Genomic DNA, 15,077 nt, shown 5'->3' with positions numbered 1-15,077 from the left:
AGGACTATAAAAATGAAGGATAGAATTCTAAAAGTAGTGGATAAAACTATAAAAGTGGTGGATAGAACTCCAAAATGAAGAATAGAACTATAGAAGCGATGGATTAAATGCGGCGGGCCATTATCGCTCCAATGAAAAAGCCTCACGTTGATCGTGAGGCAAAAAAAGTTAATCTCTTTTTTCATTTCGAATAATATGTAGCGCTTTGGCTAACATTTGAGCATTCTTCTCTTCGATTTCAGCTTTTCGAGGAATGGGCTCATATAAAGGAATTGGGTCCTCCCAAGTTGGTATAAAAGGAACAGGTGCTTCTGGCTGCCAGCGATCAAGCCATGCCTGAGGGAGTGATCCTGTTGGACATACTTGATCAGTCATTTCCAACCATAACATGGACCAGGCGCGAGGCACCACTCGCCAAATATCATAGCCACCACCACCAACAGCAATCCATTTCCCCTGACAATACTCATGTGCTAATTGATGGGCGAGCCTTGGAATTTCACGATAAATATTCATCGTTCCGTGTAAATGTGTTAACGGATCAAAAAAATGGGCATCAGCACCATTTTGTGTTAACACAACATCGGGCTTGAAAAATTCAAAGACCTCTCGCATGGACTGTTCATAAATATCTAGGAAACTTTCATCCTCTGTGAAAGCATCCATTGGAAAATTAAACGAGGTTCCATAGCCTTGACCATTGCCGCGCTCTGTGATGTTTCCTGTTCCTGGAAAGAGATAGCGGCCAGTTTCGTGAATAGACAATGTACAAACATTTGGATCCTCATAAAAGCTCCATTGGACACCGTCTCCATGATGAGCATCTGTGTCTACGTAAAGTACACGAGCATTGTATTTTTCCTGCAAGTAACGAATAGCAACCGTACTATCATTGTAAATACAAAATCCTGATGCACGACCACGGAAACCATGATGTAGCCCTCCGCCAAGGTTGAGGGCATGTTCGGCTTTACCTTCCATTACATAATCAACAGCGGTTAACGTTCCACCAACGAGCTGTGCACTTGCTTCATGCATATTGGCAAAAATAGGTGTATCTTCAGTGCCAATACCATAGCTTTCACATTGTGCTTCCGATAATTCACCATGTCCAGCTCTTTTCACGATGTCTATATATTTTGGATCATGTGCAAGCAATAACTCTTCTTCCGTTGCAACACGAGCAGGCACAATATCCACATCATCAAGAGCATTGATATTTTTTAGTAAATCCATAGTTAGCGTCAAGCGTTTATGATTGAAAGGATGTGTATCTGAAAATTTATATCCGAGTTGTTCAGGCGAGTAAACGAATACGGCCTTTTTCATTATAATGAAACACCTGGTAAATTGGGCCAGAGAACATCAAAGCCCTCTTTGCGAAGGTCTTCAATCATGGCTAAAGGATTCAGTGTTTTTACTCGGACACTTAAAATTTTATTTTGTGTATTTTCAGAATCAGGATAAACTAAGACGCTTTGGACATTGGCATGATGTTGATGAAATATTTTGGTGATTTCAAATAAAACCCCTGGCGTATCTGATACTCGGATCTCGATTTTTGAGCCAGGCTCCGTAGCACCGGTCAGCTCTATATATGTATAGAGTAAGTCTGTTGTTGTCACAATCCCTACTAATTTTCCACCAGAGACAATCGGTAAACAGCCTATTTTCGTTTCATAAAATGTAAGAGCTACCTCTTCAACGAAATCTAGTGGATGACCGATAAGCGGGTCTTTCACCATAATTTCCTCTACTTTTGCATTAAAAACAGGAGAGTGAGGTTCATCCTGTAATGATGACGGTAAGACCTCTTTAATATCTCGTTCAGTAATTACACCTAAAACATGACGTTCCTCATCTATAACTGGTAAATGACGAACTTTTTTTTCACGCATTAGTTTTAGTGCTTCATGCACGGTATTAGTAGGCGCTAATGTGTAAGGCTCATCATTCATAATTTCTTCTACGATCATATACGCATCCCCTTTGTGTTGGTTTTAATACATGAAACGATTTCTAAAACGAAGCCTATCAAATCTTTCCATTGTCTCAGGAGGCACACGTTTTCCTTCACGTGCCATAAGGCAATTTGCTGGATGTGAAGTAATTTCGGGATCATCCGTAGCGAAATATTCAAAGCCGACGGAGCTCATCATTTTCTCCATCATTTTGCGGTAGTCCCAAACATTTAAACCCGTTCCTTTTAAATCCCAATGCCAATAATACTCGGTAGTAATCACCAGATAGTCTTCCATTTCATCTCCCATAAATGAAACGGCTAGCAGAGCCTTACCTGAACCCGTTCCACGATAGTCTGGAATGACTTCAATGGCTCCCAATTCAATCATGTCATCGATTCGATCTTCTGCCCATCGTTCAAGTGGATCAGGATAAAGATAGGTAACATAGCCTACGATAATATCTTCGTTTCGAATAATAATAATACGACCTTCTGGGAGCCCTGCAATTTCGATGATGGCCTGCTGCTGCTGTTTTGGAGGTCTGAAGGCAACCAAGCCCTCATGGAATGAATATGTAGCTAATTTTTCTGGAGGTACAGGTCCTTCCACATACACAGTACCATGCTTAGTTTCCTTTGTGACAGAAAAAAAAGTTTTTTTATGTTCCATAATTACACCACCTGAGTTTAATAATTCCATTATAGCTGATTTCTTGCGGAAAAACGCTTATTTTTGCAAAATATACCTGTATTTTTGGAAAAGTGAAAATATTAAGACAATCCATCAAAATTCGTGTAAAATAAAAATATAATGCTTCTGTTATTTAACAGATGAAAGTAGTGTGATTAAGAATTCTATCATTATTACAGTAGTAAACTGTTATATAACAAAGGCTGTATATCAAATTTGCTTTTACGATTATTTCTACATTTCAACAGGGGGGATTGTTGAAATTTAGACAAATGCAAAAGCAAAGAAAGGGGTAGTTTTATGGGGATGAAAATGAAGGAGAAGCTAATGGCTTTACCTGGTCAACACCATTTAACGAATTACGAAGAAGTAGCAAAGTCTCATAATTGGACGAATACGGAAAAGGCATTTAGCTGGTACGAAACAGGTTTAGTAAATATGGCGTATGAGGCAATTGATCGTCATACAGAAACACATCGTAAAAATAAGGTGGCACTTTATTTTAATGATGGTAAACGAAAAGAGACTTACTCTTTTAATGAAATGAAGAGATTAACAAATAAAGCGGCAAACGTTTTTAAATCAGCTACTAGCCTGCAAAAGGGTGATCGTTTATTTATTTTTATGCCACGTTCACCTGAGCTTTACTTTTCATTGTTAGGTGCACTGAAAATGGGTGTTATTGTTGGACCATTGTTTGAAGCTTTTATGGAAGGAGCTGTGTTTGATCGTCTGGCAGATAGTGAGGCGAAAGTATTAGTCACAACACCAGCGTTGCTTGAACGTGTGCCATTAGCCAAATTGCCTCAGCTAGAACATGTTTTTTTAGTTGGGGAGGATATTGAGGAAACAGCTCAAATTCTAGACTTTAATAAACATTTAAAAGAGGCTTCGGCACGATTTGAAGTGGAGTGGGTTGAGAGAGAAGATGGGATGATTCTTCATTATACTTCAGGTTCAACAGGTGCTCCAAAGGGTGTGTTGCATGTCCATAATGCAATGATTCAGCAATATCAATCAACACAGTGGGTGCTTGATTTACGGGAAGACGATATCTATTGGTGTACAGCCGATCCTGGATGGGTTACTGGAACAGCCTATGGTATTTTTGGGCCTTGGTTAAACGGTGTGACAATGCTAATTGTTGGCGGAAGATTTTCACCGCAAGCATGGTATCAAGCCATTGAGGATTATGGTGTAACAGTTTGGTATAGTGCGCCAACTGCGTTCCGTATGCTCATGGGGGCAGGTAGTGGTTTACTCGAAAGCTATGATTTATCCTCTTTACGACATGTGTTATCTGTCGGTGAGCCTTTGAATCCAGAAGTTATTCGTTGGGGAATGGAGGAATTAGGACATCGTATACATGACACATGGTGGATGACCGAGACAGGAGCTCATATGATTTGTAATTATCCTTCGATGGATATTAAGCCGGGTTCGATGGGGAAACCTCTTCCAGGTATTCATGCAACGATTGTTGATGATGCTGGCAATGAAGTGCCACCCTTTACAATGGGTAATCTAGCTATTCAACGTGGTTGGCCAGCCATGATGCGCCAAATTTGGGGCAACCCAGAGCGCTATGAATCTTATTTCCTAAAAGGACAATGGTATGTATCCGGTGATTCGGCTTATATGGATGATGATGGTTACTTCTGGTTTCAAGGACGTGTGGATGATGTCATCATGACAGCTGGTGAACGTGTAGGACCGTTTGAAGTAGAAAGCAAGCTACTTGAGCATCCAGATGTAATCGAAGCAGGTGTTATCGGGAAGCCAGATCCAGTGCGGGGGGAAATCATTAAAGCCTTTGTATCTTTACGAGAAGGGGTTGAACCTTCTGATGCATTGATTGAAGATATCCGTGATTTTGTTAAGAAAGGTTTATCTGCACATGCAGCACCGCGTGAAATTGAATTTAAGGATAAATTGCCAAAAACACGTAGTGGTAAAATTATGCGTCGTGTATTGAAAGCATGGGAATTAAATTTGCCAACTGGTGATTTATCGACGATGGAAGATTAAACAAGTAAGCTAACAACAATTGATATTTATACAACATATGCATAAAAGGAAGGCAAGGATTCATTCGATGAACGAAAGGATTCTTGCCTTCTTTTTTCTGACTTTACAATGTTACATAAGCATTCTAAAGATGAAGTAAAGTCTACAGAGAAAATATATAATTTCATAAAAATTCAGTTGACTTAATAAATATGCAGACGTATACTATTTTTAACTTATTTCAGAGGTGAGTGCATTGAAAGTAGGTATTGTTGGAGCAACTGGATATGGTGGACTAGAGCTTATTCGGTTTTTACATAACCATCCGGCTGTGGATCAGATTGATTTATTTACCTCATCAGAAGAGGGTGTACTTTTTTCTTCAAAATTTGGTCATCTTGTTACGATAGTAGATACGCCATTACAAAAAATAGAGTATGACACTTTAGAAAAATTTGATGTTTTGTTTACGAGTACACCATCTGGCGTGACTAGTGAGCTTTTACCGCCATTGATTGGAAAAGGGCCAAGATTAATCGATTTATCTGGTGATTATCGCTTAAAAAATCTCGCAAGCTATGAAGCATGGTATGGCAAAAAAGCGGCACCATCCCATAGTGTGCAACAGAGTGTGTATGGCTTAACGGAATGGAATACAGAACTTATCCAGCAAGCAACACTTATTGCTAATCCAGGCTGTTACCCAACAGCGGTTTTGTTATCCTTATTGCCACTTGTAAAAGAGCGGTTGATTGATCCGAGCTTTTTAGTGATTGATGCTAAGAGCGGTATTTCGGGAGCTGGCAATAAGCCATCACAAACGACCCACTTTAGTGAGGCGAATGAGAGCTTTTCAATCTATAAAGTAAATACACATCAGCATATACCAGAAATCGAACAGGCACTTTCCATGTTTGCTCATGTAGATACAACGATTACTTTTAATACGCATTTGGTGCCAATGACACGGGGGATTTTAGCGACATCCTATGCACCTGTTATGCCTGGCATTACAGAGGCACAATTGATCACTTGTTTACAGACAACCTATGAGAAGCATCCATTTGTTCGAATAGTTACGGATGCAAAGGGTTTAGGGACAAATCGTGTGAAAGGATCAAATTATTGTGATATTTTGGTAAAAGTTGATTCCCGTACAAATCGTGCCACGATTGTCAGTGTAATTGACAATCTTGTAAAAGGGGCAGCGGGGCAAGCTATTCAAAATATGAATGTGCAATTTGATTTACCACAAACGACAGGGCTAGATGTTGTACCGTTCTTTATTTAACAGCATGCAGGAAACTGTATGCTTGTCTTATTTTATCCATCAAAGGAGGAATTTCAAATGACAATCACTACGTTAACAACTGTAATGAAGAAATTATCAAGTAAAAATATCGTTTCACCAAAAGGCTTTAAAGCGGCAGGATTACATTGCGGTTTAAAGCATAAGAAAAAAGACTTAGCACTTTTAGTAAGCGAAGTACCCGCAAGTGTAGCTGGTGTTTTTACAACAAATGCTGTCCAAGCAGCACCATTAAAAGTCACGAAAGAAGTTGTCTATACAACAAAGAAAATGCAGGCAATCGTTGTGAATTCTGGCAATGCGAATGCCTGCACTGGTAAACAAGGGGTTAAGGATGCCCAAACGATGCAGGCGTTAGCTGCTGAAAAGCTAGGAATTGCACCGAATTTGATAGGTGTTTGTTCAACGGGTGTTATTGGCGAAATAATGAAATTGGAGCCAGTTGCTAACGGTATTCAACAGCTAGAGCCAAAGGATAATTTAGAAAGTGCCATTGACTTTGCACAGGCTATTTTGACGACAGATACGGTTATGAAAAACACAAGCTATAGTACAACGGTGGATGGCAAGGAAGTCATTATCGCTGGTGTTGCAAAAGGTTCAGGCATGATCGAACCGAATATGGCAACAATGCTTGGTTTTATTACAACTGATGCCAACATCGAATCTGATGTGTTACAAGCGGCTTTATCAGCTATTACAAATTTGACATTTAACGCTATTACAGTGGATGGGGATACATCCACTAATGACACAGTGGTTGTATTGGCAAACGGTTTAGCGAGAAATGATACTCTAACGCCTGAACATCCAGACTGGCAAAATTTTTATTACACGTTGCAAACAGTGGCGGAAGATTTAGCAAAAATGATTGCCAAAGATGGAGAAGGGGCAACAAAGCTCATAGAAGTGGAAGTTGTTGGGGCAATTTCAGATGAAGAGGCACGAAAAATTGCTAAAACTGTCGTGGGCTCACCACTTGTGAAGACGGCCGTTTTTGGCTGTGATGCTAACTGGGGGCGTATTATTGCTGCGGTAGGGTATAGTGGAGCAACTATAGATCCAGATAAAATTACTATTCAAATTGGTAGTGCCACAATGGTTGAAAACGGTGAGCCAATTGCTTTCTCTGAAGATGCGTTAATTCAAATATTAAAAATGCATGAAGTAAAAATCTATGTGTCTCTTGGTCTGGGTGAAGGTAAGGGGCATGCTTGGGGATGTGACTTAACATATGACTACGTCCAAATCAATGCCTCATACCGCTCGTAAACGTATGGTGATTAAGCTTGGAGGCAGTACACTGGAAGGGTTAAATGAAGCTTTCTTTGATAATTTTAAAAGGTTACAAGAAAGTGGGGTAGAACTGATTATCACCCATGGTGGTGGTCCAGCCATTAATCGCGAACTTGCTGCTCGAGGTATACAATCACATACATTAAATGGCATACGTGTTACGCATGAGGCGGCTATGAAAGTTGTCCAATCGACTTTAATCGGTCAAGTGAATCCTGCACTAGTTCATGAATTAGCACATGCAGGTATAGCTGCTCTTGGGCTAAATGGCTTTGATGGTCAATTGATGGTCGCAGACTTTTTAGATCAAGCTATTTATGGCTATGTTGGAGCTATCAAAACCATCAATACGTCATTATTGGAAATGTTAATGAGTGGGGGGATTGTTCCAGTTATTGCTTGTGTAGGTGCTAACGAAGCAGGTCAGGCTCTCAATATAAATGGTGATACAGTGGCAAGTGAAATTGCGCTAGCGATAGGGGCAGATAGCTTATTACTCGTAACGGATGTGAGTGGTATTCGTATTCAGGATGAATATCAATCAATAGCTACACCTGCTCTCATTGATCAGTGGACAGAGCAGGGGCATATATACGGAGGAATGATTCCGAAAGTACAAGGGGCTATTGACGGTTTACGTGCAGGTATTCCTTCTGTACAAATTGTGGGAGAAACATTAATAGGGACAACGATTATCGCTTCGAGTAAACTTCATTCGCCCTAGAGTTCTAATAAGATAATGTGATAAGTATAGTTGTTGAAAGAAGACTATTTCTAATGATAGTGGAGATGATAACATGAGTGCTTTATTTGGAAACTACGGTAAGCGCCGCGCACAAATTGTCAAAGGACATGGGACCGTTGTGGAAGATTCTACAGGGAAACAATATTTAGATTTTACTAGTGGAATTGCTGTAGTGAGCCTTGGTCATGCCCATCCAGCCATTGTGCAGGCACTGCAAGAGCAAAGTGAAAAGCTATGGCATATATCAAACCTTTTTGATATACCGGGTCAGGAGAAGGTAGCACAAAAATTAATCGCCCATACGCACTTTGCTCATGCCTTTTTCTGTAATAGTGGAGCAGAGGCTAATGAGGCGGCTATTAAATTAGCGCGGAAGCATACAGGAAAACATCATATTATTACATTTGAAAAATCCTTTCATGGTCGTACCTTTGGCGCCATGTCTGCAACAGGTCAAGGCAAAGTACATAATGGCTTTGGACCACTCGTAGAAAAGTTTACGATTTTGCCATTCAATGACGTGGCCGCACTGGAAGCAACCATTGATGATTCGGTAGCAGCTATTATGCTGGAAATGATTCAGGGAGAGGGCGGTGTCAATAGCGTATCAGCAGAATTTGCAGCAGCTATTACAAAAGCTTGTGATGACAAAGGGATACTGCTAATTATTGATGAAGTACAAACAGGTATTGGACGAACGGGCACACGCTATGCCTTTGAACAAACGGTATTAAAACCACATATTATGACATTGGCAAAAGGATTAGGCGGTGGTTTCCCTGTTGGCGCCATGCTAGGAACTGCCGAGCTTCATGCGACATTTAGCCCTGGAACACATGGTACAACATTTGGTGGAAATCCTCTTGCAATGAATGTAGCACAAGCTGTTTTGAGCCATGTATTTGAGCCGGAATTTTTACAGCAGGTACGAGAAGTATCGGCTTATTTTGTGGCTCAGCTAAAAGCAAACTTACCTTCTAGCTATACCATTCAGGGACAGGGTCTGTTGTTAGGGATTGGTTGTGGTAATACAGAGGTAGCACCTTATATTGCCGCAGCAGAAGAGCGTGGTCTTTTATTAGTGGGGGCAGGACCAACTGTTATTCGCCTCTTGCCACCATTAACGGTCACAAAGGAAGAGATTGACAAAGCAGTGGCTATTTTAAAGACGATTTTACATTGAACGAATAGAGGATGGGTTATAATTAATTGTCCATGATGAAGGCTAGACATTTTCTTATATAAATAGATAACCCAAACTATTACGAAACACTAGATGAGCGTTTCGTTAAATAGTTTGGGTTTTTCATTGGATAAAATCCTCTTGTACCAGCCGCCTTGTGTTGTTAAAAAGTTATTGGAGCTGTTTTACTAAAGTGCTCACTAATTCGGGTAGCCACTTTTCAAGCTGACTAAATGTAAATCCTGCTTTCTCTGCTTTCTCATTCGACATATACCAGTCTGCAGGAACTCCGTAGGGTGACTGTGATTCCTCATTTCCGCCAATAAGTGAAATTTTTGCACGCTTACCACTTATCTCTTCAATCATAGCTATTAGATCCTTAAGTGATATAGTACCAGACGCAGTAGCGTTGTATGGACCTTCTATAGGAGTAACACCAGTAAAATATAAAAATGCAGCTGCTTCCTCATCTGTAATATAGCTCATTTTTGCATCTATGTTTGGTAGAGTGATCGGTTGATCCTGTAAAATACGTTCAACATGGAAATGTAAACGATGTGTATAGTCATGTTCCCCCATCACAATCGGAAAACGTACAGCGACAACTGGGAACGAAGCCTCTTTAAATAAGACAGCCTCTGCTTGTCGTTTGCCCTCGCCATAAGAAAATTCCTCTTGTTGACCCATGCGAATTTGATACTGGAATGGGTCAAAGTCTTCTTCCTTTTTCATCTTTCCATCTACTTCATAGGTTGAAAGAGTAGAGGTGAAAACCAGTTTTTTAGTTTTCCCCTTTAATAGCTCACAAATTGCTTGTGCCTCGTTGGGAGAATAGCAAATATTATCATAAACAATATCCCATGTAGTATTAGCTAGTGCCTGTGCTAAAGCGTCACGATCATTACGATTGGCCACTAATTGCTTAACATTTGTACCAAAGGGATTACCGCTTTGACCACGTGTTAAAATCGTTACATCATGTCCATTTTGAATACAAAGTTCCACCAGCTTTTTACCAAAAAAACGTGTGCCTCCTAAAACTAATATGTTCATATTTTTTCCCCCCTTCAAAATAGTAGTCCTCTTTATAATGACAAAAAAACAGACTTACTACAATTCATAAGTAATGATGTAGTAAGTCTGTTTAGCTAGATTGTTTTATTCGATTGCTTTATGCTAAGCAACATAGATTAGCGTCTTGTTGTTGATGTGTCAGGAGGAGGGGTGTTGCCATTGTCTCCTCCATTTGAGCCATCTTCCGGGTTTTCAGTTCCATTGCCATTGTTACCAGAGCCCTCGCCGTTATTAGAGCCGTTGCCGTTATTACCAGAGCCGTTGCCATTATTAGAGCCATTCCCATTATTAGAACCATTACCGTTACTACCAGAGCCATTGCCATTTGTAGGTGGCGTTGTTGGTGGAATTGGTTCTTGCTCGTTTTCCTCTGGGTCAGGTTCATTTTCGCTACCACCAGTAGAAACAACATTAGACTGTGGTGATGTTAGACCTGTAATGTCTACAGCGACCACAACATATGCTTGTCCACTAGCAACAGAGATACTTTGTGTTGACTCTAGCACAGACGTTACAAGTGTGTTACCACCATTCGTAACGTTGTAGATACGATAACCAACAACATCATTTGATGACTCTGACCATGATAATGTCGAGCCATTTACTGTAGCTGTTACAGCTGCTGGTGGGCTATCGTCCGCTGGGAAATCAACTGCTGATACAGATGAATTCGACAATGTTGAATTCTTTGGTAATAGACTAGCTGGGTTACCACCAAGTCTTCCTAGCATTCGTTTGATAAATGCTTGATTAATGCCTGCACCACCTGATTTAACAAATTCTGCTGGTGTATTTGGCAGAGCATTATAGGTTTTTCCTTTAATCGTTACAACACTTGAAGATGCTAAGCTATCATCAGGCTGTGACGGTAAAAATACTTTCGCATTAAATAAATCTGAACGTACAAGACCTGCGTTTGCACAAGCGGCAGAAGGTGCCATACCTGAAATACCACAGAATGAAGCAGTCACAACATTTTTAGGCGCCTTAAAGCTTGTCGGCGGATCAATTAATTGAGGGTCTGCATCATAAACAGCATTCATTAAAGTGCCCCATAGCTTATTGACACGAACACTTGGCTGTAAATACGTATTGTTAAATGCATAAAGTGTACGAGGCTGATCGTACCCCATCCAAACACCAAGGGATACATTTGGATTATAGCCAACTAACCAAACATCTTTATACTCTTGAGAAGTCCCTGTTTTTGCAGCGAAATCAGAAGAGAATTTTAACGTATTTCGTGCCATTGTCCCTGTTCCCTTCGTTAGAACATCACGTAACATATCTGTCACGATATAAGATGTTTCGGGACTGAACACTTGGACAGGTTCCACTTCATGTTGATAAACAATATTTCCTTCTTGGTCTTCAATTCGATCAATCATATAAGCATCAATGAATTGTCCACCATTTGCAAAAGTTGCAAAGGCATTTGTGTTTTCTTCAACAGTAGTCCCTTCACTTAAAGCACCGATACCCGTTGCTAAGTTTGTAAAATCATCAGGATGTAATTTTGTGAATCCCATTTTTACTAATAAATCAGCAGGGCGTCTATTAATAATGTCATTATATAAACGGAGCGCTGAAATATTTTGAGAGTCTGCTAATGCCTCACGAGCTGGAATAAGACCTCGTTCATCACTCGTAATATAGTTACTTGGACTCCAGGAACCAATCGAGAATTTCACATCAACGAGTGGGCTACCTGCACCGATTACCCCATATTCTATAGCAGGAGCGTAAACAAGTAATGGCTTCATAGTAGAACCGTTAGAGCGAAAAGCCTGTGTAGCGTGGTTTACTTGTGTTGTTTTAAAGTCTCGACCACCGACAAAGCTTAAAATTTTCCCTGTAGTATTTTCTATTAAAATACTGCCCACTTGTACAGGCATCTCAATATCTATTTCTTCACCAGTGACAGAATCTTTTCCTTTACCAGTATACGTATGACCGTAATACTGGAAGTCCTTCGCGGCCTTTTGCATGGAATCATACATATCTTTATTAATGGTTGAGTAAATACGATAGCCCTTTGAACGAACATCACGATCTGCTAAAATTGTGTATTTATCCTTTAGTTTTTTTTCTGCTTTTAATCGTTCTGGGTCAACCCCATCTTCTTTTGCTAGTTTCTCTGCAATAATTTCTTTTGCACGAGCTTCAAGCTCATATGTTAGCCATGGGTAACGATCCTCCGCACGCATTTCTGGTCCGCGGAAATCTGCCGCTATATCATAATCTAAAGCTTCTTTGTATTGCGCGTCGTCAATATAACCAGCTTCTTTCATACGATATAGTACCGTTTTCATACGATCAATACCCGGCTTTAAAGCTTCTTCACTTTTCAGTTCACCTGTATTCGTAAAAGGTGTGTAGGCAAATGGTGCCTGTGGAATACCAGCTATGTAAGCAGCTTGTGGAAGAGATAATTCTTTAGCTTTCACACCAAAAATCCCTTCAGCGGCTGTTTCAACACCAGCAATATTTCGACCTGAAGAGTTACGACCGTACGGAATAATATTTAAGTAAGCCTCTAATATTTCTTCCTTCGTCATAAAATGTTCTAAACGCATTGCCAGTAAGATTTCCTTAGCTTTACGTTCATAGGATACTTCGTTTGTTAGTACTTGGTTTTTAATAAGCTGTTGAGTAAGGGTAGATCCACCTGTTTGCGTAGCAGAGTTAGTGACATCTTGTAATAAACCACGAACAACCGCCTTTGGTACTATGCCGTTATGATCGCGGAAATATTCATCTTCTGTTGCTAGAACAGCATTCACAACATCTGGTGCTACATTGCTAAGTGATGTTTCACGGCGATCCAAATCTGTCCGTAACTTCCCAATATAAATATCGTTGGCAAAATAAATTTCACTGGTTTCTTCATAACTAAAAATTTGATTGCGCAACTCTTCTTTTGAGCGTAATGGCTCTTCTTTTACGAGAGAAGCGAAATACCCAGCTCCAACTGATCCGACAAATACAGTGCCCACCAATGCAAAGACTAAAAATAGTAAAAATAAGTTCCAGGTAACACTACCTGAAATACGTAATTTCTTCATCCATTTTTGTTCAAGTAATTCATCGATCTTCGCATTGATTTTTTCAATCCAATCTTTCAATGTATCGACCTCCTAAAATCTTGTCTATTATAGCACATAATGTTTTAGCTCGAACATAGTTATTGACTTTGAAATAGATTCGTATAGAATTATGTTTATAGTTTTCTAGTGATGAAGAGTTTGCAGTAGTATCTATATTCCCTGTTTAGAGAGCCAGTGGTTGGTGAAAACTGGTCATAGTGTAGAGACGAATTACGTGCTTGGAGCTTAGACGTGCGCGCCTGCGATAAAGGCGGTTGAATGAAGTGGAAGATGGATGACATCTTCAAGCCGGGTGGTACCGCGTTAGTTTGTAACTTAACGTCCCTGCATGCAATTATTTGCGTGTAGGGACTTTTTTTATTTAAATAAGCCCATACACGTAACGCATTTCAACCATTTTTAGGAGGAATTAATATGACAAATGAATTATTACAAGATTTAGAATGGCGTGGTTTGCTATACCAACAAACAGATGCGGAAGGTATGGCAAAATTATTAGATGATCAATCGGTATCTTTATACTGTGGTGTCGATCCAACAGCAGACTCAATGCATATTGGTCATATTGTGCCACTTCTAACGCTTCGCCGTTTCCAAAAAGCTGGTCACCGTCCAATTTTACTTGTTGGTGGTGCAACAGGGATGATAGGTGACCCATCTGGTCGTTCAGAAGAGCGCCAATTACAAACAGTAGAGCAAATCGATAAAAATGTCCAAGGAATTCGCAGTCAATTAGAGCGTATTTTTGATTTTGCAGAAGCTGGCAACGGTGCACAGCTTGTGAACAACCGCGACTGGATTGGCAATATCAATACAATTGAATTTTTACGTGATTACGGTAAATTAATTAACGTAAACTACATGTTAGCAAAGGATACGATTGCTTCTCGTCTAGACACAGGGATTTCGTTTACAGAGTTTGCATACACGTTAATCCAAGGTATTGATTACAATCATTTATACAATCACTACAATTGTCGTATACAAGTAGGTGGCTCTGACCAATGGGGTAATATTACAACAGGCTTAGAAGTTATTCGTAAAACACATGAGGAAGAAACGAAAGCATTCGGGATTACGATTCCTCTAGTAACGAAAGCAGATGGCACAAAATTCGGTAAAACAGCAGGTGGTGCTGTATGGTTAGATAGTAAGAAAACATCTCCATATGAGTTCTATCAATTCTGGATCAATGCTGCTGATGCGGATGTGATCAAATACTTAAAAATTTTTACGTTCCTTTCTCGTGAAGAAATTGAAGCATTAGCAGTCTCTGTAGAGGAGGAGCCGCATTTACGTAAGGCTCAAAAAGCTCTTGCAGAAGAAATGACTCGTTTAATTCATGGTCAAGAGGCATTAGAGCAAGCCATTCGTATTACTGCCGCTTTATTCTCAGGGGATTTAAAAGCACTTTCAGCTGAAGAAATGAAAGATGCTTTTAAAGATGTTCCTTCTATTGAAATGGCTAAAGTGGACAAGAATATTGTAGACCTTCTTGTGGAAGCAGGCATCTCATCCTCAAAACGTCAAGCCCGTGAGGACGTATCGAATGGTGCGATTAGTGTAAATGGTGAGAAGGTGACGGACTTAGAATATGTATTCGATGCCAAGGACCGTTTAGAGGATGCATTCAGCATTGTGCGTCGTGGTAAGAAAAAATATCATATGGTGAAGTTCGTTTAATTTCTATAAATGAAAAAGC

11 protein-coding genes and 1 other annotated feature are annotated in these 15,077 nt (G+C 40.0%); of the genes, 6 read left to right on the top strand and 5 right to left on the bottom strand.

Annotation, left to right across the window (positions count from 1 at the left end; translation table 11 throughout):
• Nucleotides 1-168: 168 nt before the first annotated feature.
• From CRI88_RS08565 to CRI88_RS08555, 3 genes are read right to left on the bottom strand one after another with little or no spacing between them, the layout of a single operon-like run.
• Nucleotides 169-1,329 (bottom strand): acetoin utilization protein AcuC, encoded by a 1,161-nt coding sequence (locus CRI88_RS08565; RefSeq protein WP_036118833.1) that lies wholly within the window; start codon nt 1,327-1,329, stop codon nt 169-171.
• Nucleotides 1,329-1,976, bottom strand: a complete 648-nt coding sequence (locus tag CRI88_RS08560; RefSeq protein WP_058843409.1) for an acetoin utilization AcuB family protein — start codon at nt 1,974-1,976, stop codon at nt 1,329-1,331. The genes CRI88_RS08565 and CRI88_RS08560 overlap by 1 nt, the downstream gene beginning before the upstream one ends.
• Before the next feature lie 24 nt (nt 1,977-2,000).
• On the bottom strand, nt 2,001-2,633 hold the full coding sequence (locus tag CRI88_RS08555) for a GNAT family N-acetyltransferase (protein ID WP_036118837.1): 633 nt from the start codon (nt 2,631-2,633) through the stop codon (nt 2,001-2,003).
• Nucleotides 2,634-2,954: 321 nt separating this feature from the next.
• Between CRI88_RS08555 and acsA the strand changes: the two genes are divergently transcribed.
• From acsA to CRI88_RS08530, 5 genes are all read left to right on the top strand, one after another.
• Entirely contained in the window at nt 2,955-4,682 is a 1,728-nt protein-coding gene (acsA, locus tag CRI88_RS08550) for an acetate--CoA ligase (RefSeq protein WP_369802721.1), read from the top strand.
• A 235-nt stretch (nt 4,683-4,917) separates the two neighbouring features.
• Nucleotides 4,918-5,952, top strand: coding sequence for an N-acetyl-gamma-glutamyl-phosphate reductase (gene argC / locus CRI88_RS08545; RefSeq protein ID WP_058843408.1), 1,035 nt, complete (start codon nt 4,918-4,920; stop codon nt 5,950-5,952).
• Nucleotides 5,953-6,009: 57 nt separating this feature from the next.
• Nucleotides 6,010-7,242 (top strand): bifunctional glutamate N-acetyltransferase/amino-acid acetyltransferase ArgJ, encoded by a 1,233-nt coding sequence (gene argJ, locus CRI88_RS08540; protein WP_058843407.1) that lies wholly within the window; start codon nt 6,010-6,012, stop codon nt 7,240-7,242.
• Entirely contained in the window at nt 7,205-7,990 is a 786-nt protein-coding gene (gene argB / locus CRI88_RS08535; protein WP_058843406.1) for an acetylglutamate kinase, read from the top strand. Before argJ ends, argB begins: the two co-directional genes overlap by 38 nt.
• Before the next feature lie 73 nt (nt 7,991-8,063).
• Nucleotides 8,064-9,194, top strand: a complete 1,131-nt coding sequence (locus CRI88_RS08530; RefSeq protein WP_036118851.1) for an acetylornithine transaminase — start codon at nt 8,064-8,066, stop codon at nt 9,192-9,194.
• A 171-nt stretch (nt 9,195-9,365) separates the two neighbouring features.
• Here CRI88_RS08530 and CRI88_RS08525 read toward each other — a convergent pair whose 3' ends face one another.
• Nucleotides 9,366-10,247, bottom strand: a complete 882-nt coding sequence (locus CRI88_RS08525; protein ID WP_036118853.1) for an NAD-dependent epimerase/dehydratase family protein — start codon at nt 10,245-10,247, stop codon at nt 9,366-9,368.
• A 137-nt stretch (nt 10,248-10,384) separates the two neighbouring features.
• A complete protein-coding gene (locus CRI88_RS08520; RefSeq protein ID WP_036118854.1) occupies nt 10,385-13,393 on the bottom strand; it encodes a transglycosylase domain-containing protein in 3,009 nt (1,002 codons plus the stop codon).
• Nucleotides 13,394-13,495: 102 nt separating this feature from the next.
• Nucleotides 13,496-13,704: a binding site (T-box leader), on the top strand.
• A gap of 85 nt (nt 13,705-13,789) precedes the next feature.
• On the opposite strand from CRI88_RS08520, the gene tyrS reads away from it, so the two are divergent.
• On the top strand, nt 13,790-15,058 hold the full coding sequence (tyrS, locus tag CRI88_RS08515) for a tyrosine--tRNA ligase (RefSeq protein WP_058843403.1): 1,269 nt from the start codon (nt 13,790-13,792) through the stop codon (nt 15,056-15,058).
• Nucleotides 15,059-15,077 lie beyond the last annotated feature (19 nt).

Origin of the sequence: Lysinibacillus fusiformis (genome assembly GCF_002845985.1) — a bacterium.
Lineage (GTDB): Bacteria > Bacillota > Bacilli > Bacillales_A > Planococcaceae > Lysinibacillus > Lysinibacillus fusiformis_D.
Note: the sequence above shows the minus strand (reverse complement) of the source record. Positions and strands in the feature narration are given on the sequence as shown.